The 22,133-nt window shown below is 50.7% G+C and carries 21 protein-coding genes and 1 pseudogene; 12 read left to right on the top strand and 10 right to left on the bottom strand.

Annotated features, from left to right (window positions below; all coding sequences use genetic code 11):
* Positions 1–16 precede the first annotated feature (16 nt).
* Positions 17–661 carry a DNA methyltransferase gene (locus tag GT753_RS24340; protein WP_160126059.1) on the bottom strand — a complete coding sequence of 215 codons (645 nt, stop codon included), beginning with the start codon at positions 659–661 and terminating at the stop codon, positions 17–19.
* Between the two features lie 370 nt (positions 662–1,031).
* Here GT753_RS24340 and GT753_RS24335 point away from each other — a divergent pair, with 370 nt between their 5' ends.
* The 4 genes from GT753_RS24335 to GT753_RS24320 all read left to right on the top strand — a co-directional run bounded on the left by GT753_RS24335 (position 1,032) and on the right by GT753_RS24320 (position 5,298).
* On the top strand, positions 1,032–2,042 hold the full coding sequence (locus tag GT753_RS24335) for a LacI family DNA-binding transcriptional regulator (RefSeq protein WP_160126058.1): 1,011 nt from the start codon (positions 1,032–1,034) through the stop codon (positions 2,040–2,042).
* A 146-nt stretch (positions 2,043–2,188) separates the two neighbouring features.
* Complete coding sequence (gene nhaC, locus GT753_RS24330) at positions 2,189–3,628, top strand: Na+/H+ antiporter NhaC (protein WP_160126057.1); 1,440 nt, start codon at positions 2,189–2,191, stop codon at positions 3,626–3,628.
* 1 nt (position 3,629) lies between these two features.
* Positions 3,630–4,805: a MalY/PatB family protein gene (locus GT753_RS24325; RefSeq protein ID WP_371732201.1), complete on the top strand. Its 1,176-nt coding sequence runs from the start codon at positions 3,630–3,632 to the stop codon at positions 4,803–4,805.
* 202 nt (positions 4,806–5,007) lie between these two features.
* Positions 5,008–5,298, top strand: a complete 291-nt coding sequence (locus tag GT753_RS24320) for a hypothetical protein (protein ID WP_070914201.1) — start codon at positions 5,008–5,010, stop codon at positions 5,296–5,298.
* A 198-nt stretch (positions 5,299–5,496) separates the two neighbouring features.
* Here GT753_RS24320 and GT753_RS24315 read toward each other — a convergent pair whose 3' ends face one another.
* The 3 genes from GT753_RS24315 to GT753_RS24305 all read right to left on the bottom strand — a co-directional run bounded on the left by GT753_RS24315 (position 5,497) and on the right by GT753_RS24305 (position 7,118).
* On the bottom strand, positions 5,497–5,739 hold the full coding sequence (locus tag GT753_RS24315) for a plasmid partition protein ParG (RefSeq protein WP_060432386.1): 243 nt from the start codon (positions 5,737–5,739) through the stop codon (positions 5,497–5,499).
* A gap of 2 nt (positions 5,740–5,741) precedes the next feature.
* Positions 5,742–6,365, bottom strand: a complete 624-nt coding sequence (gene parA / locus GT753_RS24310) for a ParA family partition ATPase (protein WP_060441996.1) — start codon at positions 6,363–6,365, stop codon at positions 5,742–5,744.
* Between the two features lie 171 nt (positions 6,366–6,536).
* On the bottom strand, positions 6,537–7,118 hold the full coding sequence (locus GT753_RS24305) for a tyrosine-type recombinase/integrase (RefSeq protein WP_160126055.1): 582 nt from the start codon (positions 7,116–7,118) through the stop codon (positions 6,537–6,539).
* A 537-nt stretch (positions 7,119–7,655) separates the two neighbouring features.
* Between GT753_RS24305 and GT753_RS25780 the strand changes: the two genes are divergently transcribed.
* The 6 genes and pseudogenes from GT753_RS25780 to GT753_RS24275 all read left to right on the top strand — a co-directional run bounded on the left by GT753_RS25780 (position 7,656) and on the right by GT753_RS24275 (position 13,600).
* Positions 7,656–8,531, top strand: a complete 876-nt coding sequence (locus GT753_RS25780) for a hypothetical protein (protein WP_216842816.1) — start codon at positions 7,656–7,658, stop codon at positions 8,529–8,531.
* Positions 8,532–8,620: 89 nt separating this feature from the next.
* Complete coding sequence (locus GT753_RS24295) at positions 8,621–9,607, top strand: hypothetical protein (protein ID WP_160126054.1); 987 nt, start codon at positions 8,621–8,623, stop codon at positions 9,605–9,607.
* A 52-nt stretch (positions 9,608–9,659) separates the two neighbouring features.
* Complete coding sequence (locus tag GT753_RS24290; RefSeq protein ID WP_160126053.1) at positions 9,660–10,592, top strand: Rpn family recombination-promoting nuclease/putative transposase; 933 nt, start codon at positions 9,660–9,662, stop codon at positions 10,590–10,592.
* Between the two features lie 28 nt (positions 10,593–10,620).
* Positions 10,621–10,899 (top strand): annotated as a pseudogene (locus tag GT753_RS24285) (DUF2913 family protein); the annotation flags it as partial.
* Between the two features lie 612 nt (positions 10,900–11,511).
* The gene (gene ltrA, locus GT753_RS24280) at positions 11,512–13,206 is read left to right on the top strand and encodes a group II intron reverse transcriptase/maturase (RefSeq protein ID WP_160126052.1); all 1,695 of its coding nucleotides are present in this window, start codon (positions 11,512–11,514) and stop codon (positions 13,204–13,206) included.
* A 19-nt stretch (positions 13,207–13,225) separates the two neighbouring features.
* A complete protein-coding gene (locus GT753_RS24275; RefSeq protein WP_254071042.1) occupies positions 13,226–13,600 on the top strand; it encodes a hypothetical protein in 375 nt (124 codons plus the stop codon).
* A gap of 497 nt (positions 13,601–14,097) precedes the next feature.
* On the opposite strand, the gene GT753_RS24270 is transcribed toward GT753_RS24275, so the two are convergent.
* The 3 genes from GT753_RS24270 to sopA all read right to left on the bottom strand — a co-directional run bounded on the left by GT753_RS24270 (position 14,098) and on the right by sopA (position 16,861).
* Positions 14,098–14,349, bottom strand: a complete 252-nt coding sequence (locus GT753_RS24270) for a type II toxin-antitoxin system Phd/YefM family antitoxin (RefSeq protein WP_060560532.1) — start codon at positions 14,347–14,349, stop codon at positions 14,098–14,100.
* A 428-nt stretch (positions 14,350–14,777) separates the two neighbouring features.
* Positions 14,778–15,743, bottom strand: a complete 966-nt coding sequence (locus tag GT753_RS24265) for a ParB/RepB/Spo0J family plasmid partition protein (RefSeq protein ID WP_160126051.1) — start codon at positions 15,741–15,743, stop codon at positions 14,778–14,780.
* Entirely contained in the window at positions 15,743–16,861 is a 1,119-nt protein-coding gene (sopA, locus tag GT753_RS24260; protein WP_254071041.1) for a plasmid-partitioning protein SopA, read from the bottom strand. Before sopA ends, GT753_RS24265 begins: the two co-directional genes overlap by 1 nt.
* 668 nt (positions 16,862–17,529) lie before the next feature.
* Here sopA and GT753_RS24255 point away from each other — a divergent pair.
* A protein-coding gene (locus GT753_RS24255) for an IS3 family transposase (protein ID WP_160126049.1) occupies positions 17,530–18,629 on the top strand; the annotation gives its coding sequence in 2 pieces (ribosomal slippage) (positions 17,530–17,785 and positions 17,785–18,629; 1,101 coding nt in all).
* A 725-nt stretch (positions 18,630–19,354) separates the two neighbouring features.
* Positions 19,355–20,344, top strand: coding sequence for a replication initiation protein (locus GT753_RS24250; RefSeq protein ID WP_160126048.1), 990 nt, complete (start codon positions 19,355–19,357; stop codon positions 20,342–20,344).
* Between the two features lie 191 nt (positions 20,345–20,535).
* On the opposite strand, the gene GT753_RS24245 is transcribed toward GT753_RS24250, so the two are convergent.
* The 3 genes from GT753_RS24245 to GT753_RS24235 all read right to left on the bottom strand — a co-directional run bounded on the left by GT753_RS24245 (position 20,536) and on the right by GT753_RS24235 (position 21,930).
* Entirely contained in the window at positions 20,536–20,829 is a 294-nt protein-coding gene (locus tag GT753_RS24245; RefSeq protein ID WP_160126047.1) for a type II toxin-antitoxin system RelE/ParE family toxin, read from the bottom strand.
* A complete protein-coding gene (locus GT753_RS24240; RefSeq protein WP_160126046.1) occupies positions 20,822–21,064 on the bottom strand; it encodes a type II toxin-antitoxin system ParD family antitoxin in 243 nt (80 codons plus the stop codon). Before GT753_RS24240 ends, GT753_RS24245 begins: the two co-directional genes overlap by 8 nt.
* Positions 21,065–21,267: 203 nt before the next feature.
* On the bottom strand, positions 21,268–21,930 hold the full coding sequence (locus GT753_RS24235; RefSeq protein ID WP_160126045.1) for a tyrosine-type recombinase/integrase: 663 nt from the start codon (positions 21,928–21,930) through the stop codon (positions 21,268–21,270).
* Positions 21,931–22,133 lie beyond the last annotated feature (203 nt).

The raw sequence follows: 22,133 nt of genomic DNA, 5'->3' as shown, positions 1-22,133 counted from the left end.
CGCTGATCCTCCTCGTTTACGCCGCGTTCAGGGTGCGCAGACGCTGCAAGCGCTGCTGACCGATAGCGTGGTACTGCGTCAAAAGCTCGATACCGATATAGCGGCGGCCGGCCTGGGCTGCGGCGACGCAGGTCGAACCGGAACCGGCAAAGGGGTCCAGCACTATCGCGCCGGGCTGCGTGAACGATTCAATCAGTGGCTGAAGGACTGAGACCGGTTTTTCCGTAGGATGATGGCGATTACCGGTGTACTCCCATGGCTGAACGTCAGAGCGCGGTTGTGCCGGCAATGCCGGGCGCCCTTTCGCTAAGATATACGCACATTCATGCTGATAGCCGACAAAGGCCGATTTTGAGACATAAGCTTTTGTAAACACCAGGTGCCCGACAACGCGGAACCCGGCCTGCTTCCAGGCAGCCATAAAGGTATCAACCCGGTTCCAGCCATAGAAACTTACCGCCAGACTGTCGGGCTTGAGCACCCGGAACATTTCACGGAACGCCGGGCGCACCCATTCATCGTTTCTGTCGTTGGCGATACTGCGGCCGCTGCGGTCGGTAAAACCAACCAGGTAAGGGGGATCGGTCAGCACAAAATCGATGCTGTTTGACGGAAAGCCGGCCATCACCTGCACGGAATCACCCAGGACATATCGGGACATAAGGAATACCTCGCCATTTCAAGGGGGGCAGGAGGGGGTCGGTACGGCCCCCGTTCCCTGCTGCCCGATGTCATGGCAGGCAGGCACCGCCGCGTGTCAGGCCGACCGTGGAATACCGAGTTGGCGGGGGTATCGCCGGCGAGGCTATGCCGCGAAAGCGGCTTGAAGGCCGGGCACAGCCCGCCGCCACGCTCTCAGCGGGGGCTGCCAATATGTCATCGGGCTGCAGGTGTGCGGTAACCACCGCGAAGGGAAGATCCGGATAAATGATCGGCCGCCGCAAGGCGGTAAGGAAAACGGAGCGTAGCGACATCCTCAGCAGCTACACTTAACCGGGAGTTTGAACAGAAGAAAACCAACAGGATAAGACATGGCCACCATGAAAGACGTTGCGCGCCGCGCGGGGGTATCCGCGGCCACCGTCAGCAGAGTAATCAACAACACCGCCTTTGTTGAACCCGTAACCCGCGAACGGGTGGAGAAAGCAATGCGGGAGTTTAACTATCACCGGAATGCAGCGGCACTGGCGCTGGCAAAGCGAAGCGGCAATATGCTGGGGTTACTCACCGGTAACCTCGATGATCCGTTTTTCTCGCGCCTAGCGCGGGGCGTCGAAGATGTCACGCGAAAAGAAGGCGTCAGGTTGATGGTCTGCAGCGGGGGGCATCAGGCCGAGCTGGAAAAAAGCGGCCTCGACTTCCTGATAAACCAGGGATGTGAGGCTATCGTTGCGCACGTCACCCGAATGAATGAAGCGGACATATTGAGATACGCGGCCCACACGCCGGCCCTGGTTGTGGTCAATCGCTATTTACCCGCTATCGCCAATCGTTGCATATGGCTGGATAATGTCAGCGCCGCGCAAGCCGCAACCACGATGCTGATCAACAATGGTCACAGAAAGATCGCCTGCATCACAGCCGATCTGCCGATCGACGATAAAAAACATCGGCTCGAGGGGTACCGTATGGCCATGGCCGGCGCCGGCATCCATGTCCCCAGCACCTGGATCATCAGCGTGCCCTTCAATGAAGAAGGCGGCGAACGTGCAGCAGAGAAGTTATTGGCCAGCGGGCAACATTTTACTGCAGTGGCCACATTTAACGATGTGATAGCCGCCGGCATGATCCGCACCTTCCATCAGAAACAGATAAGAATGCCGGATGACATATCGATTATAGGTTTTGATGACATCGCCCTGGCCAAGTATCTTCATCCTTCGTTGACTACGGTGCATTACCCCGTGGAAAAAATGGCAAGGCGGGCCGCCAGGCTCGCACTCCAGCTCAACACCGGCATGCATATAGCGCCGCAGAATAACCGCTATGCCGCAGAGGTCATCCTGAGGGATTCCATTGCGCCATCGCAAAAAATGACCTAAGCCAACAAGACAAGCGATTTATCTGAGATCTGCATCACATTAACAAACCTCATGAAACCGATTACATGAACACCCATCCGCGCTCACATCCCCTACGAAACTTATTAGTTACGCTTGAGTAATTGCCCCCCTGACTGGAGTTGTACATGGATGACAAAAAAACGCTAAGCCTGGGTTTAGCGCTGCTGCCCATTGTGGCTATGTTGTTGTTGCTTATTATTGGCTATGGGCAGTTTGGCCTGCGAATAGAGCCCCTGCTATTGGTTTCTGCCGGCATTGCGGCCGCACTGGCCTGGTGGCAAGGTTACCGCTGGGACGACATTATCGATGCGATCGTCTCCAAGCTGGCGAAGGCGATGCCGGTGATCATGATACTGATCTGCGTGGGCGGCCTGATTGGCACCTGGATGATCAGCGGAACCATTCCGTACATGGTGTACTGGGGCTTAAAGCTGATCAGTCCGCAATATATCCTGATCGCGGCTTTCTTCATCACCAGTGTGATATCCGTATGTACCGGTACCTCCTGGGGCGCTGCGGGTACCGTCGGTGTCGCCCTGATGGGCGTTGCCGCAGGACTGGACGTTCCCCTGGCCGCTGCCGCCGGCGCGGTTGTCTCGGGCGCCTATTTTGGCGACAAGATTTCCCCGCTGTCCGACTCGACTAACTTTGCGGCCATCGTTGCGGACACCGACCTCTATAGCCATATTCAACACCTGATGTACACCACGCTGCCCAGCTTCGTGTTGGCGGCCATCGTCTATCTGATCGCCGGACATACCGGCGCCGTTGGCGACGTGGCCACGCCCGAGAAAGTGACCGCGATAGTCAACGCTCTTGAAGGTCTGTATCACTTCAACCCGCTCTTGCTCCTGCCCCCTGCCCTCGTCTTGTGGGGTGCAGTGACCAAACGCCCGGTGATCCCCATCATGCTGGCAGCATGTGCACTGGCCATTGCCATCGGCGTCGCCCTCCAGGGCTTCAGCCTGCAGCAAGGTTTAAACGCGCTAATGGACGGGTTCAACCTCTCCATGTTTTCTACCCAGGGATTTAACGTAGTCGGGATCGTTGACGATGTTCCGCGCTTGCTTAACCGCGGCGGTATGTTCTCGATGATGAGCACCATTCTGCTGGTCTTCTGCGCGTTTTCGTTCGCCGGCGCATTAACGTTGACCGGCGCCCTGACCATCATCATCAACCGTCTGCTGAAGGTGGTACATACGACGGGCCAATTGATTGCCGCCACCATCGCGACCACTATCCTCGTAACCGGCGCCACCAGTGACGGGAAACTTGCCCTGCTTATACCGGCTGAGCTGTTCAAAGGCGCGTATCGCCGCATGGGGCTGGATAATAAGAACCTGTCACGAACTGTTGAAGATGCCGGCACCGTCATCGAACCGCTGATCCCATGGACGGCGGCGGGTATTTATATGGCGACAACCCTGGGGGTAAGCACGCTGGATTTACTGCCATGGGCAGTCCAATGCTACGCCGCCGTTGTGTTTGCGCTGATTTATGGCTTTACCGGCTTCGGCATTGCCAGGACACAGCCTCAAAATGACCTGCAGCAGAAGGATGCCTGACGTGAAGACCAATTTTAACCAGGTAATTAACCGCCATAACACCGGCTCGGTGAAGTGGGACTTTATAGAGCACTATCTCCAGTTGGATGGCAGCGATCTGTTACCCATGTGGGTTTCTGATTTTGACTTCAAGTGCCCCCCTGAAGTCCAAAATGCACTGCATAGCCGGGTTGACCACGGCATATTTGGCTACAGCGAACGAGACGATCACTATTACCAGGCTGCCATGGATTGGTTCTCAAAGCGGCACAACCTGCAGCTGAAGCGAGAATGGTTTACGTCGGTCGAAGGTGTCGTTCCCGGCCTGGCTCTCCTTATTCAGATGCTCAGTAACCCGGGCGATGCCATTGTGATACAAGGGCCCTACTACGGATCATTCGCCAAGATCATCACCATGAACGGTAGAAACGTCGTCGAGAATCCGCTGACAGAAAGCCCTCAGGGATATCAATTCGACTTCGCCCAGCTTGAAAGCTGCTTCCGGCAACACACGCCTCCGCTATTACTGTTGTGCAATCCGCACAACCCTACCGGACGCTGCTGGACACATGACGAACTGACGCAGTTGATGACGCTCTGCCGCGCCCATGGCGTGACCGTTATCTCTGACGAAATTTGGGCAGACCTGCTGCTGCCCGGGCAGACGTTCACATCGGTCCTGCACCTGGATAAGGACTGCCAGGAACAGGTGATTGCTGCTACCGCGGCCAGCAAAACGTTTGGATTGTCGTCACTGCGGATCTCGAATTTCCTGATCCCCAATGCCCTGATGCGAGGAGCGTTCATCGACCGCCTCAACGCCCATGGTTTGGATGTCTTTAATGCGCTGTCGATGACGGCAGCCACTGCAGCTTATCAGCACGGCGAGGCCTGGCTTGACGATTTGCAACGCTATCTGGCTGAGAACCGGCGCTGGTTTGAGCAGGCGTTAGGCTATGCCGCACCCTGGTGCAAAATGACCCGGGCGGAAGGCACTTACCTTGCCTGGCTGGATTGTCGCGCCCTGGGGTTGGATGACGATGCCTTACAACAGGCATTGATCCACACATCGAAGATCGCGCCCTCGATGGGCCGCAGCTTCGGCTCCCAGGGGAAGGGATTTATCCGCATCAATCTGGGCTGCCCTCGTCAGTACCTTGAAGACGCAATCAGAGGGTTGGCCAAACTTACCCCTTAAACAACAGGCACCCGACGGCGCAGACCACACAACTCGGGGCCGGATAATGATGATAGTTAGTGCCCAGCTTTGCGTGGGCACACTCAACACCAGGGAAGTCATTCAGGGCCCGCATCGACCAGGTATAGGTTCGAGCGGGTACTGACCATCAAGGAACTGTCAGACCACTGACAGGCCGTGGACCACTAGATGGAAGGCTAAAATGGCTGCTGTTGAGACTGCACAATTTGCGCGTTACTTTGAATTATTCCCCGAGTTAACGCCGACACAAGCAATGACCTGTATCCTGTATTCCATGGGATTGGCCATCACGACCATTGCAGACCTGCGCGACGTCTCGCCTGAGACCGTGCGTAAAGTGCTGCAGGAGGCGCGCCAAAAACTCGAATTATCCAACCTGGTTGCCGTCACCAGCGCCGTCCAGGTGAGGCTCACCATGGCCATGATGGGTCTGCACATTGATTTGCGCGAGGAGCGCCCACGAGTGGCATAGTCGTTACTAATTTCTGTATTTAATGAAATGTTATTTTCATTAAATACAGATAATCGCAATGATAGCTTTCACACGATACGCAGGGAGTTACGGCTCGACAGCAATGATGAGTCGTAACCTGCCTGCCCTACCGTCTCATCCTAAACGCAAAAGCGTTTAATCTTAAAATCGCATAATCGGAAAACATTAAATACAGAATTACTCTTTTCCGTATTTATCATATAACAGCTCGCGCACCTCATCGGCGATCTTGGTGCCCCTCAGGGCACAGGCAGACTTGATGGCCTTATGCAGGCTCTCCGGGATATCTATCGTGAGTCGCTTCATTTTCTCGACCGGCGGCGGTGGCGCTTCTTCGACAGCGCGACTTTCCACCCAGGCATCCGCACTGGGTGCAGGTTTGGTTGGCTTGGCACCGAAAGTCACTTTTTTCCCACTCATACTTATTGCTCCAAAATCTCGTTAACCAGGGCGCCGATCTCTTTTGACGCCGCCGAATCCGGTTCCAGCTCGAACACGGCTTTACCGACAGCCGCCGCTTCAGCGAAGATCACCCGCTGCGACACCGTGGCTTGCAACACCGGTGTTTCATACGTCGACAGCGCCTCGCCGACATCACGGCCAATCGCAGTATTTACGATTTTACGATTAACCGCAAATACAGATTTAAGGTTTTCTTTATAAATCTTGGCTTCCTGAATGAGCGTGACCACTTCCTGTGCCGCCCACACGTCATACGGACTGGGTTGAACAGGGATCACCACCAGGTCTGCCGCCATAATGGCGGAACGGGCCAGATCCGTGACGCGCGGCGGGCCATCGATGATGATATGGTCATAATCCTGGGTGAACTTGCCGATATCCTTGTGCAGCGTGGCGCGTGGCAACCCCAGCACCGGGAAAGCGGACTCATCTTCCCGTGCTGCCGCCCAATCCAGGGCGCTACCCTGAGGATCGGCATCAAGCAGCAATACGCGGGCACCATCCGCCGCCAGACGGGCAGCAATATTGACGCTGAGAGTGGTTTTGCCAACTCCCCCTTTCTGGTTCAGTACAGAGATAATCATCAGGTACTCCTGGTATGAGTTATTACGATTTTCAGTAAAACCGTATTTCTGCAAACTAACAATTACGATTCAATTGCAGTGTATGCATAAGCGCGGGCAAGGTCAATACTGAAATCATCAAATACGCTTTTCCGTAAAATCGTATTTGCGATTTATTGTAAAACCAGAGTGTTATCTTAGAGAAGGGAGCGCCAGCAGCCCCCGCGCCTCATCAACAGGCAGGGAGAAGGCCAGATCCGGCGTGACATCCAGGGCGAAGATCCGGGTATAGATTTCGGTATTTTCCAGGCGCTTATGGCCCATCAGCGCCTGGACCTGTTTGACGTGCACATCGTTCATCAGCAGATGCATCGCATAGCTGTGGCGGAACGTGTGCGGGGTGATGGGGCGCACCGAAAAAGTCACGCCATCCTGGGCGGCACGGCGAACCGCCGCCCGCAACCAGTTACGCGGCGTCTCCTGGCTGGCCACATCCCACATCGGCGTCGCCCGGCGTGTCAGCAACTTGAATGTCGCAAAATAGCCCTGCAGCCGGCGAACATATCCCGCATCCGGCAGCGGCACCGCCCGGAACGGCGCCTCCCGCCGCAGCTGCTCTTCCTTGGTCGGCCGGCGCCGTGGCCGCGGCGCGCGTTGCTTCAGCGTGCGCAGCCGGACAAACGGCAGGGCGCCGTTGAAGAACACATCCCCCGGCGTCAGCGCCAGGGCTTCATTGATGCGGGCGCCGGTGTTCCACAGGGTTTCGATCAGCATGCGCTGGCGCAGATCGGGCAGGTAGTCGAAGACTGATCGCGCTACGTGAAATCTGTCCCATCTCGAGGGGGATGATACTCAATTTTTCATTCTCCGCTACCTGCTCAATTTTCGGCCTGCAAAGCCCCTTATCGAAACCAAACCTGCCTGGCCATCACTTCAGATCACTATTGTGCCGCGTCAGTCCCGGCGCCGTGAAGCCGAATAAATCGGTGATCGGTCAGGACAGCATCGCATAAAATTTGGGGAAAAAACGCAATGTGCGTAAAAAACACAATCATCATGGACGCCGGTTGGCGCCGACGTGACAGGCGTTAAGCGAACGCCGTCCCTAATCCGCTGTGATACAAGGGGAAATCGGCCGCGGGGCGACCGGGCAGGGCGGTTGGGGAGTCTACCGGTAATGCCCAATTGCCCAGTGATGACGTCACAGTTAGTTTATAATGAAAGTAATAACGCCCAATAAAACAAGCTTTTTACCAAATGACAACATCAGCAGTATAATCATCCCATCATGGATAAATACAGGGCAGGGTAATGTTTCACTTATTAGTCAGTTATGCAGGGTGGAATGATGAGCACGGTTGGCAGGACAACTCAGGATCGCTCGATTTAGGGCGTGCCATTACCAACCATCTGACAGATCCACAACTGGTTGCGCGGTTTCGCCCCAATGGGGAGTTTTCTCTGGCGGAAATCACACAATATCCGGCTCTAATTATGACAGAACTGGAAGGAAGGGGAGATCCTTTTGCTAGAGTGGGTAATATTACGAACGTTAAAAAAGCAGGTCGTGAAGTGATAATAACATACCGTCTCGACCCTGCGATCCCACCTATATCAACCCAGGAAATAAAAAAATTCGCACGCGAGCTCGGACTGACTGATTTCCAATTAATCCATACACATTGGTCCGTAAATAGTGGTGATTTATTCGAAATTTTATTCAGAAACAGTATAGGTGCCATCCCTAAACCAGACGTTTTTAATATTGACCATATTCATCATGTTGAACAACAACAATTGTCCGTCATGATGCCATTTGCTGGAAATTTCACTCCTGTGTATCAGGCCATACAGATGATGGCCGCCGATATGGGCATGGTCTGTAACCGCGCCGATGATATATGGGACCATCAACACATTATGCAGGATGTGGTTTCGCTCATTTGTAAATCTTCAGTGGTGATTTGTGACCTGTCGGGAAAGAATCCCAACGTGTTTTATGAGGCCGGCATCGCACATGCGCTAGGTAAACAGGTGATCCTGATTACGCAACATATGGATGACATTCCTTTTGATCTCCGGTCCGTACGTGCAATTCAATATTTCCCCAATGGGGAAGGTATTGATGCGATGATAAAAAAATTACGTCCGCGAGTAAGCCAATTAAGCGGTGGTCATTTTCACTAACTGGCGCACCGTGGCATGGAAGCGCACGATTAATGACAAGATGTTAATAGGATAAAATTAGTGATTAAAGGATTTTGGATGAGAAAAATATGAACAGTATCGACCTATCTCACCTGTCAGCTCTACAAATCAAGGCTGCACGCGAGTTCGCTGCTTTGAAGTTCGATATCGACATGAAAGCCAGAGATTGCCCAGAAAACATACCTGATGACCTCCATGGCCCAATGAGAGGGGGAGAGTATGGCCCTTATTTTGGAATGTGTTTCTTTAACAGTATTATGCCTTTCATGCCTCGGGATTCCGAAATACAAACACCAGAAACATTAATGATCCCAGTTGCCCAAACCCTTGGTTGCAGTTGGCGATGGTGGCCAGACCGTTATCTATCAAAAAAAGATGAAGAAAAAATAAAATCACATATTTTTTCGGAATATGGAATAAGCAGTACCAGTTATACCTGCATACCTGAACTCGGTCTATTCCTACCTCATGAGGGAAAGAATCGCGTCAATTTTTGTCGACACCACAATATCGATGATATCCCTGCCAGGGTATACACACATCATTATCCAAAAGCCGAAAGAATGACGATTTATATCGTAAACATTGCCGGCGGAAAGGATTTTTGGTCCATACTGGATGGTCGATACATCCAGAAAATCAGTCACTTCTCCTTTGCATGGCCTTTACTTCGGGCTTATGGCGTCACAATCCAGCACCAGTGGCCAACTGAGTTACCTCCTTTAAAGGATATATTGGCTCATTCCGAAACCGCTAAGGAAAAAGAAATTTTTTACGAAAATGTTATTGATATTGAAAAAGTCAAAATAAGGCTTGGAAATAATTACATCCGTACCGGCATAATCGACTTCCCAATCCGCAATAAATATTTTTACCCGGCGCTATTTACAGTTGTTTTCATGATAGCAATGACTGCTTTCGATTATTCAAGTGGTGGCCTAGCTAAAAGTATTTTTCTAGCCATAGGCGCTTTTTCTGCAGGCAGCTTGTTTGCCCTAATAGCCCCCATTTTTTGGACTAAAAAAAGGCATTTGGCGAACGAAAACCGCCCCTAAATATCTAGAACTACGAGATTGAACACAACGCTCTACGTGCTACGATGTCATCATGAAAACGACACCCACGCCTCACGACGCCTTGTTCAAGCAGTTTCTGACTCACCCGGCAACTGCCCGCGACTTTCTGCAGCAGCACCTGCCACAGGCACTGCTGAAAACCTGTGATCTAAGCACGTTGCGGCTAGAATCAGGCAACTTTGTCGAAGAAGACCTTCGCGCCTATTATTCCGACGTCCTGTATTCGCTCAAGACAGGGAAAGGAGACGGATACGTTTATTGTTTGATTGAACACCAGAGTTCACCAGATAAACACATGGCCTTCCGATTGATACGCTACGCTATCGCCGCCATGCAACGCCACCTTGACGCCGGTAATGAGCAATTGCCTCTGGTCGTCCCGTTGTTGTTCTATCATGGTCAGGTCACGCCTTACCCGTATTCAATGCGCTGGCTGGATGAGTTTGGTGATCCCGAATTGGCCCAACAACTTTACACCGGTGATTTTCCGTTGGTCGACGTTACCGTTATTCCAGATGATGAAATCATGCAGCACCGTCGTATGGCCATCTTGGAACTATTGCAAAAGCATGTCCGACAACGCGACCTGGCCGAATTACTGGAACAACTGGTCACCTTACTGTTGGCCGGATACACTACTAAAGAGCAGCTGGTATCATTGATGAATTACATGCTGCAAGTTGGCGATACAGCCTCTCCGGAAACCTTTATCCGCGAGCTGGCACGCCGTGCACCACAGCACGAGGAGGTTCTTATGACCATTGCACAAAAACTCGAACAAAAAGGCCTGGAACGCGGGCTGGAAAAAGGCCGTTTGGAAGGACGCCAGGAAGGACGCCAAGAAGGGGTTCTCGAGGGCAAACTTGCCGTTGCCCGTACTATGCTGGCGAACGGCATCGATCGCGATTCAGTAATGAAAATGACCGGTCTGACTGCCGCCGACCTCGCGCAAATTCGCCATTAATCCATCGTAACAACCGGCAGGGTAGACGTTGTTAGATAAGACCGAATCCGTTACTACGGATAACACCACCGCCGCACTCAGCCACCTGGCGTTCTGCGCTCTGGCAGCATTGGGGCTGGCCCGCCAGGACGGCATCGTTGGCACACCCTACGCCGAAAATCTGTTCCTGATCCGCTGGCTGGCCACCGCCCAAAAACAGAAACGATTTCCCAGAAGCGTCGCCGTGGATATCGCCTGGCTGCTCGAACGCGGCCGCAAACACGGGCCGGCCGGTAAACTGCGCCAGCATCTGGAGTACCTGTGGCGCGTGCGACATGAAGTCGCTTAGTTAATTGTTCCGACCAGAAATGGTAAGGGAACCTGATGTTCCGTCATCAGTAGCCTACCGGCACATGCAGGACGGGTAACCGACTTGTGTGAAGCTGCCGGGACAACGTAGCTGGCCTTTCTTTGGCTACCTTTGAACCGTGAGGTCTGGGGGATATCTGCAAGCATCATGCGGATTCGGCGCAAGGCTGGGTGGTATGGCTAACATAAGTGAACTGCTGATAAACATCGTTAGGTATAACAAGCCAAAGATGCTGACAGGCTTGAACCAAAAGGTACGCGGCTGGTTGTTTCATACGCCATGGGAACACACGGGCAGTAAGCCGCCGGTGAAAAGGCAGAGCCTAACCCACTCTTGTTAACTAAGCGGAACATGGTAAGCCCGTATCGCTGCCTCAAAGGCAGGCAAACCGTAAGGAATGCTGTTAGTGGTGCGGGTAAAGGAGTGTGGAGAAAGCGAATGCCGCTCTGTAATGAGGCGGACAGAGATTGAGCCGCATGGCAACATCATCTCACGCGAAAGCGGGCAGACTTCCACATGGTCTTTCATTGCGAGATAACTTGTCAAACTTTCTTAAAGGAGGGAATGCAGATGGCTACGCAGAAGATTTGCGCAGGTGCGCCCTCACACGAATCGGTTATATGGCCCAGTATTAACTGGGAAAAATGTCAGCGAGAAGTGCGAAAGCTACAGGTGCGTATCGCAAAGGCGACACGGGAACGGAGACATGGAAAGGCAAAGTCCTTACAGTGGCTCCTGACCCACTCGTTCAGTGGCAAAGCATTAGCCGTCAAACGAGTTACTGAAAATCAGGGTAGTAAAACAGCGGGGGTTGACAAGAGAAAATGGTTAACACCCGGAGCCAAATCTCAGGCCATATTGTCACTCAGACGGCACGGGTATTCCCCTCTGCCGTTGAAACGTGTTTATATTCCAAAATCCAACGGTAAAAACCGATCTCTGGGGATTCCAACGATGAAAGACCGCGCCATGCAGGCTCTCTATCTGCTGGCTCTGGAACCTGTCGCGGAAACTACAGCGGATCGTCGCTCATTCGGATTTCGTACCGGAAGATGCTCGGCGGATGCTATAGAACAATGTTTCATTTGTCTCGCCAAGAAGAACTCGGCACAATGGGTTCTGGAAGGTGATATAACAGGCTGTTTTGACAATATCAGTCATAGCTGGCTCCTTGCCAACATACCGATGGATCGTAAGATTCTGGAGATGTGGCTAAAAGTCGGTTATATCGAAAGTCAGCAATTCTTTCCGGTTCAGGCGGGTACTCCACAGGGTGGGATAATCTCTCCTACTCTGGCGAATATTGCTCTTGATGGATTGGAATCCATACTGGATTTCAATTTTAGCAAGGCAACTGCTCGTCCCGGTAAAAAGGTGAACTATATTCGCTATGCGGATGATTTCATCATAACCGGAAGCTCGAAAGAAATTCTGGAAAATGAAGTCGTTCCACTTGTTGAACAGTTTATGTGGGAGAGAGGCCTTACTCTTTCATCAGAGAAAACTCGGATAGTTCACATTAACGGTGGATTTGATTTCCTCGGACAGAATATTCGCAAGTATGGCAGTAAGCTTCTGATCAAGCCATCTCGATCGAATACTGCTGATTTTCTGGCTAAAGTACGCTCAACGATAAAGGGAAACAAGGCGACCAGCCAGCGAAATCTAATCTGGCTCCTCAACCCCATGATTCGTGGATGGGCGAACTACCATCAACACGTTGTCTCAAAGGAAATTTTTGAACGAGTTGATCACGAGATATGGCGGGCATTATGGCAATGGTGTAGGCGTCGCCCCCCACAGAAAGGTAGACGATGGATTAAAGATCGCTATTTTCGTACCTTGAAGGGGTGTGATTGGATCTTTGCAGAAAAAGGGACTCAAGCATCCTCTGGTCCCCTTTTGTGTCTGGTGAAAGCATCGAATACGCAAATAAAGCGGCATACGATGCTGAAGCTGGATGCCAGTATATTCGATCCACGATGGGAGATATATTTTGAGAAGCGAGTTGCCCTCAAATTAATGAACTCACTGAAAGGTCGGAAAAAACTGCTGAACATTTTGTTGAGCCAAAACGGGAAATGTCCGGTCTGCCGCGAAGTCATTACCTCTGAGAGCGGATGGGTTGTTCACTATCTTGTTCGGCGAGTTGACGGAGGAAGCGACAGATGTACCAATCTTGTTATGGTTCATCCAGATTGCCATCACCAAATCCATGCCAGCACCCTGACAGTCGTAGAACCGGCACACACAAGTGGGCTTTGAAAGGCTTGAGCGGAGTGCGGTGAAAATCGCACGCTCCGTTCTTAGGGGAGGATGGACCAGTAATGGTCTGTCCTTACCCGACTCCTGCAGCGGCAATCTCGCCGCGCAGTCCGATTTGTTCCGGCTCACTTACGCGACTGAAACCCTGAAAGATCGGGACTGGGACAACTATGTGATGGATGCCCGCGAGTGGCGGTCGGAAACCACCCTCATGTCGTCCCAGCACAACGGTTTTTACGTCGAAAAAACGGCGCTCAATGCCGCCTTCTCTCAGGATGGCCATCACCTGCAGCCGGTCTCTTTTCGCATTGTCGGCGATGTCGATACGTTCATTCAGGTCATGGCAGAGTATGGACTGCAGGCCCGCCTTACAGACAGCAAGCCGACATATTAAACGGTAACACTGGAGCCAGGCGAGCACAGCAACGCGCCAACCTGACATCCCCTACAGTACTATGGATACGGTTGAGGAATTAAACGGTACGTATTTCTACAAAGGGCATTTATTGCGCGTCGGTGCGATCATTATTGCGCGTCACTACAGCTACCGGACTCCTGTTATACAGTACCGACAAGTAGCTGCACGCCCGATCGTTGCTGAGACTGAACGTGGTACTTCTACCCGGTAATAGTGATAGGAGTCCTGGGCCTATGTAAGAAATTTGGGCAGTATCTTCGTGGACAAACAATAGTGCCGGCAAACAGATTCCACCATGGATACATCATCGAAGTAACAGAAGATAGTTACAGAAAGAAAATGTCAAAAGCGGCAATACGGCTGTCAGTTAAACCGTAACATCAGGACGGTCAGCTTTGTTGACGCGTACCGGTCAAGGTAGTGGATGTGAAAAATACTGTTTTCCCTACTCACACGAAATTTAACTTTATAAGTCATGTGAACTGATCAAAAACGACATCAATGAACTCCTCATTACGGCGCTCATTGACCAATCTACATAGATCCTGATCATCAAGAGCATCTAACATTTTTTCATAGAATGCAGCGGGCACACAATAAAATGCCGGTTGGTTTCGATTTAAGATCGCCACCGGCAAACCGTTACCGGCACCAACGGTTCGCATTGGATTTTTTTTCAGCTCGCTGATGCTTGCACTGCTTTCACTAAGAATGACATTTGGCATGATACCCTCACTCAACTATTCGTCGATAGTCACCGCATACGTGACCATAATAGGTCGACCATAATTCGATTTGGAATAATGATAGATTTGCAATATCTCAAAAAGGACAGATTACGCTTTCACGCATATGCAACTCCCCATCAAGGTTGTGTGATGAGGCATATTTGCCAGATCCAATAGTTTTCTTAAAAAGTAGATGTATAGTGGAATAACAAAGAATTAGACGTTGAGCTCTAACTCTAAGGATTGCTCATTGGGAATCTGAGCCGCCGGCCATTAAACAAATATGATACCCCGAAGTACCAATGACGAGAACAACGCATTCTCCGCTTCCAAGTGGGACCATGGTCCCACCTATCGAAATATCACCGGTAGTGTGAAGTAAAAAGATATAGTTGAGAAGTGGGACCATGGTCCCACTTGAAATATCAGGGCTTTTGCTGTTTGGCATGCTCGGCTAGTAGCATTTCAATATGCTCTATCAGGCTAGCCGGAGCACCCGTTAGATTAAATGAAACTGCATTAGCCGAGTATTTCGCCTCAATCCCAACGGAAAACTTACGCACTGTGACATCTGGCTTAGCCCTGGTAGCAGGCATTAGACGCTTTAACAGCTCTTCGGTACTGAATGTGACACCTTCAGATTGCTGTTCTTGCAACACCTGGGTCAACAGTTTAAGCGCAGCAAAATCAGATTCATGGAACTTATAGAGCATTTCTCCACTACGGGCGCTCAGTTCATTGGGATTCGCAAACAGCTGCAAGGTTTCAAGTGGCAGTTCGGCGGTTTTAATACAACGCTGAATAATCTTGCGCGATATGTTCTCTGCTTCAGCAAGATGGCTGACGTTGCCACCGAATTCAGAAAAGAGCCGACGAGCATAGCGTAACCCACGCTCATATGCGCTGGTCGGCCGATAGTCGTTTCCAATTTGGGATAGCCAGCGCATTTGGGCATCGTTCAATTCGCCGACGAGAACTTTGTATTCACAGCCGGTAAGAATAGCGGCCTTACGACGTCGACTGCCATCTGCAATTTCGACAAGACCATTATGACTGCGCCCAAAAGCAGGGGATTGTTGACCCGACGTCAGGAACGAGGGTAATAGATCATCCAGGGAAGATTCGGTCAATAAGTCCTGAAGACGTTCATTACCGGCAAAGATGGTTGTTTTTACTTCTATCTGATCCGCCACGATAGTTTTCAGAACAAAGGTAACATCCTCCCCACATACTGGCAGGGTGATACTGTTTCCTTTCATTGCGCTAACACGTGAAGACAGCTGGCTTACTGCAGGTGCCGAGGGTGAAAGTTCACTCTCTTTGACCGAAACCGCTTTAGCGTCATCAAAATTGATCGTTGGTGCATGACGTAATACAGGGGCTCTTTTCATTACGCATTCTCCCAACGCGTTTTGATTAATCGATTATAGATCTCAGCACAAACCGGTTCCCAAATAGCCACCGCGTTACGCCAGGCGGCCGGTGTTGAACGCTGGTTAGCCGCTTGCTCGAAAACGGTACGCATCCTGACCTGACCTTTACCGACTTCATCAGTCACACGAACGACTTCCTTCAGGACCATTCCCCCCCAGGCGTTACGGATTTGGTCATCCATCCATTGAGATTGGCTACCGACTGCATTGCTGAATTTGGTGATCAGAACGCGAACATCAGGTTCAAAACCATTCAAGTCAATATTGATCATCAAATCGCGCAACATGGTGAAGAACTGCAGGGTAGAAACATAATCATACAGCTCAGCCGGCGTTGGAACGACAATCACATCCGCTGCACAGGCGACATTGATGGTGCCTATCCCAAGGTTTGGCGCGCTATCCAGCACGATAACATCATAACTGTCCCAAACAGACTCAATAGCAGCCCGCAGAAGAAGATGAGGAGCAACAGGGAGTTTCCCCGCATCATGCAGCGGATAAATTTCGGATTCGATACGGTGTACGGCCAGGCAAGAAGGAATGATGTCCAGGTTTGGCCAGCAAGTTGGTTTGATGGCATAAGCCACATCGTCACGTTGCCCCAAATAATACGGGAGAAGGGTATCTTCCGGATGAATATGCAAATCAGGAACATAACCGTGATAAAGCGATGCGGTTGCCTGGGGATCCGTGGCATCGATTAAAAGGACACGCAACCCCTGTAGTGCCATCCATTGGGCAATATGTACTGACGTGGATGTTTTATACGCTCCGCCTTTATGAGCCGCTACGGCGAGAACAACAGGATCCTGGCCAGCCGGTCTCGCCGGGCGGGTACCAAAAACATCTCTCATCGCATTGATTTGCTGTATCGAGTATCCGGTACGTTGTTCAACCCGTCCGATCATCGCCGTCTCTGGGGATGGCAACTTTCCAGACTCTTCATAATTTCGGATCGTTTGTGCTGTAACGCCGACGAGATCTGAAGCTTCAGTGATCCGCCAACGCCGGGTAATCGCGCGAGCTTCTGGGCTATCGTTACCAAATTGCGCTTTAGCGATTTCCTGCGTCATGAATTGACCGCGTTCTATACAACGATCCAGCGTTGACTTGAGATCCATATTATCCCTCACACATTTTTTTGCATCTTTATAGTAAAACATCAACAAAAACGCAAAACAACAATTAAAACGCATAATGGAACAAATAAGGCAAAAAGGTGAGGCATATCAACCAAGACAGATCCAATATGGTCATGAATACGTAAAGGGAGGGGTTTTTGAACTGATGATCGTAAACAGATATCCGAAGGATATTTGTTATTTTATCTTTTTTAATTTTCTCTTTTTCATTAATTTAAATTATATATATCAATATGTTATTCGGGATTGCGTGGAGGTTTTTCCTGTCTTTCGTGGATCTATTTCATGATCCACGTGGATCCATTTCATGCCATATGAAGAAGGAATTTCTGTTGATAAATTATGATATTGGACTCTAAGCAGCACTATGATTGCCACAGGATCAGCCAAATCCATGATTAGGCACCTTGCAAGGGCCAGGAACAAAGGTGGAACAATTTTCTGTTCCGGCCCGCGACACTCTATTGCACGGCCAGATCTAGCAGTTCGGTGGCGGACACTAGAATACGGTAAAATGTGGTGATCTCCTCCCTGAAAACAGTACCAGTCTAAACTGAAGTATCCGGTCGTTCTTCCCTCTCACAGCGAGGCACATCGCCATGAAAAAGACCCGTTATACCGAAGAACAGATTGCGTTTGCGCTGAAACAGGCCGAAACCGGCACCCGCGTCGGGGAAGTCTGCAGAAAGATGGGGATTTCTGAGGCCACTTTTTATAACTGGAAGAAGAAATTTGCCGGTCTGGGTGTGACGGAACTGCGACGGCTGCGGCAACTGGAGGATGAAAATCAACGGCTGAAGAAACTGGTGGCCGACCTGAGTCTTGACAAGGAGATGCTTCAGGAGGTGCTAAAACAAAAGTTCTGAGGCCGGCTCAGAAGCGCCAGGCGGTGCATTTTCTGCAGGAAGCATACCGCATCAGCGTCCGCCGGGGATGTGGGTTACTGATGCAGAGCAGAACGGTTTACCACTGGCAGAGCCGGCGTGATGATCGGGCGATAACCCTGCGTATCCGGGAAATCGCGGAAACCCGGATACGGTATGGTTGCCCGCGTATTCATATTCAGTTGCGGCGGGAAGGCTGGCTTGTTAACCACAAGAAAACCCACCGGATTTATTGCTTGGAAGGACTGAACCTGCGCAGAAAGCGTCCCCGCAGACATGTCAGTGCAGCACGCCGTCAGCAGCGCCCGATTCTGACGCATGTCGATCAGTGCTGGAGTATGGATTTTGTGTCGGATAATCTGTTTAACGGGCGGCGTTTTCGGGCACTGACTGTAGTGGATAATTTTAGTCGGGAATGTCTGGCGATCCATGCTGGAAAATCGCTGAAAGGCGAAGATGTGGTCAAAGTAATGGAAGCACTTCGGGTGCTGGATAGGCGTTTACCGGTACGTATTCAGACGGATAACGGCAGTGAGTTTATTTCGAAAAGTCTGGATAAATGGGCGTATGAGCATGGTGTTACGATGGACTTCTCCCGCCCTGGAAAACCAACAGATAACCCGTTTATTGAGTCATTTAACGGCAGTCTGCGGGACGAATGCCTGAATATTCACTGGTTCCTGTCACTGGAAGATGCTCAGAACAAACTCGATAGCTGGCGCAGGGAATACAACCACGAAAGGACGCATTCATCATTAAATGACATGACTCCGGCTGAATTCATCCGAAGTCTCCGGAAAGACGAAGATCTCTGATTTAGCACTGCACTGATTTTGGGCCAAGGTCAGTGGAGAATTTTTCTGTTGCAGCCCTCATTACTGTTCAAGGGGTTATCACTTATCGGTGGAGGGATTTCCTGCTCGTGTACCAGGGAAGTGGAGCGCATTACCTGCTTAAAGTGCGTTACAGGTGGAATGATTTTATGCACCGGCTGTAAGTAACGGTGGAGGTTTTTCCTGTGATTGAGCATGGGTACTGTTTCACTTGATGCGTACGGGATTAAATCAAGGTTGAGGGATTTCCTGTATCGCCAAAATGTATGTGGAGAATTTTCCTGTATGAATTGACGATTTCTGCAGATCCACGCCTGTTTATGCAGCAAACACAGGTGGATAAATTATCTGTTCGAAGGAGGGGAATGGGGGAATGATTTCATGTGCATATGATGAGCCGTACTGAGAACGGATTCTGTATACAGCTTGCGCTTGTAGCAGTTTTTTTCTCCGCAACTCACCTGGGGCAAGTTTTCTATAGGGGGAGAAATTTCCTGTCTGCGTGTAGTAAAGGTGGAGATTTTACCTGTAGCGGTGCGATGTCTCTGCGTACACTGACATTGCCGTAGAGAAGACAGGTGGAATCATTTCCTGATGAGGATGGATTTGTTGTGAGGAATATCATGGATCACGAGGCTATTACAATTTACGCGCCCCTTATTAATGTGGAATAATGAATCTGTGTTTCCACATTATGGATAGAGCGAATGAATCATGACACATTGACTGTGGTGCAGGGGAATGATCTTCTTGAAGGCGCCTATGGAGTCACTTTGGACGAAATGCGTCTCCTCAACCTGGCCCTTGCGCAGATTGACAGCAGAAAGCCACAACCGGATATGTTGTACACGCTCTATCCTCTTGATTATCAGCGTATTTACGGGGTCAATCCGACCAGCAGCCACCGCCAACTCCGTGATGCGGCTGACAGCCTTATGAAAAAACCGGTGACAATCTACAAAGAAGATAGGAATGGGAAAGTCAGAACTGTTCAACTTTCCTGGTTTTCGCGCCTTGAGTATGTCAACAATGATGATCACAGTGCGGTCGTACTACGTTTTGGACAGGACGTTGCCCCTTATCTTTTTGAGCTCAAAGAAAGCTTTACCAAACTGGATTTTATCAACCTGGCCCGGCTGGATACGCCTTTCTCGATTCGTCTTTACAGCTGGTTGGTTAAGGCGCGTAACCTGACACGGTATCGGAGTCATGGGACCATTGAAGTCACCCTTGAGATCGAATGGATGCGAGAGAAGGCTAATCTGCAAGGAAAATACCAGGATTACCGGGACTTCAGGCAAAAACTGCTGCAACCTTCACTCGATCGCATCAATGCCTCAACCGATATTTCGGTGATTTGGGAACCTGTGAAGATGGGGCGTTCCGTGCATGCCATCAAGTTTACCTATGTCGATGAGTCCGCTCCGGAAGCGACAAAACCGTTGCGACCACGCCTGCCTCGTCGCCCTCATGTAACGGCGGGATCGGCCGCTGAAGGAGAATGGGCCAGAAAATGTATCGCGGTGATGACCCAGTATATGGCCCAATTGGATGCCTATGATCCTAACGAGAAGGTGAGTGTACCTGACTTAAGAAAATTGGCCGGCTGGTATAAGAAAATAGGGCACAGTGAGCAGGAAAGGGCGACGCTGGATGCTATCAAACTCAGAACCCAACGTCGAAAGAGGGATGAGTAACCCCCTAATGAAAAAAACACTCAAGGTGACATTATCATATTGATTTTAAGCATAAAAATGGCGATCAGAGATGGCTTACTGTTTATCGTATGGCTATCAACGAGCCCAAGTGATAGTTGTTAGCTCTACCATCACGACCACTGCTACCGTGGGAGATGAACAATGTCCGGACATTTAGCGAAAAGAAGGGGTTAACCGGGGAAATCCTGAGCATCAACATCCATAGATTGATGAATGACACGTGAAATTAGAGTTTCCTCCCCTTTTTTTAGAACATATACCCCATGCTTTTTGTATTGAAAACGCCGCATACCCTGGCAGATCCAGGGACATTCAGTACCTAACTCAGGATTTTTAGCCAGCAATTCAAAGATCTTCGTGAGCCCTTCATGATAGTGTTTAGCCTGGATAAGGCCAAAATGCTGAATAGTGTAAAGCGTAAGATCATAGATATCCTCATCAGCCAACGTGGAGAGTTTATACATTGGCATCCTTCGCTGCGGCTGCAAAAATATCATCCATGGTGCGATGACTCACAGGGGCATTCACGCCAGCCAGAACCATCTCCCGGACGCTTAGAATACGTTGTTCACGCGCTTCCATCAGCCTTAACGCATCACGAAGCACTTCAGAGGTATTGCCGTAGCGGCCGGATTGGACCATTTCGCCCACAAACCCCGTAAAATGTTCACCCAGTGTTACGCTGGTTACTCGTGCCATTTGAATTCCCCTCTGTTTATATTACTAAGTAATACAAATATACGTGAGTGGTACGTTGAATTCAACGTCTCTTTGCTGGCCAAGGCAGCACATTCAAGAGTACGCTCGGCTCCACTCCAGCCCCCGAAAATCCTTGCAACTTAAGTGACTACGTCACTTATTAGCCCTTCCAACAGTCACTCGCACAACTCAAGGTGGAGAGATTATCTGTTCGGACTGAGCAGTTGCAACGCCTGTTCCGGGGTCATCTCGAAGCGCACACCCAGCTGGCCGGCAACGTCCAGCGCAAAAACCCGGGTGTAGATCTCGGTACTTTTGTAGTCCCGGTGTCCCATGAACGACTGCAGGATCTTCGGGTGTACCCGGTTATAGAGCAGATGCATGGCAAAACTATGCCGAAACGTATGCGGCGTGATGTTCTCAATAGAGAAGTTCATGCCTGCACGTTGCGCATTACCCAGGGCTTCTTTCAACCAGTTTCGGGCGGTGTCATCGGAGATCTCCCATACCGGCTTGGTGACATAACGGGTAAAGGTGGCCAGATGATCGCGCAGCCGGCGTACAAAACCGGGGTCAAGCAGCGGCACTGTGCGTTTCACCGGCGACTCTTTCCCGGGGCGGCCGCGACGGCCTGCGGTTTGGTTGCGCTGTTTTAAGGTTCTCAGCACCACAAAAGGTTTGACGGCATCAAGCACAATGTCTTTGGGCGTGACGGCCAGGGCTTCATTGATCCGGGCGCCGGTGTTCCATAAAAAATCAAACAGCATCCGCCGGCGCAAGTCGGCGATATTGTCGAGCAACAAGGTGATCTCCGGTGCCAGCAGATAGGCAGGCTGATCAGACAGGTTCAGTGCCATCCGTCGCATAGCCACCGCCTGCGCAAAATCAAAGTAGGGGCTGGGGAGCGCTTCCGTACCGGAGGCGGCAGGTTCATAGGCTATCTATTAGACGTCAACTAGTTTTGCCGACTGGCGCCAACTACTCTGGCCGTATCCTTTAGTGCGACGTTAAGCCGCGCTGGTTACTGCCTTTGCCGTCTTTTTCCTGTAGCTTTCTCCCTTCAGTTCGA

The organism is Serratia sp. Z4 (assembly GCF_009900725.1).
GTDB classification, from domain to species: domain Bacteria; phylum Pseudomonadota; class Gammaproteobacteria; order Enterobacterales; family Enterobacteriaceae; genus Serratia; species Serratia nematodiphila.
Note: the sequence above shows the minus strand (reverse complement) of the source record. Positions and strands in the feature narration are given on the sequence as shown.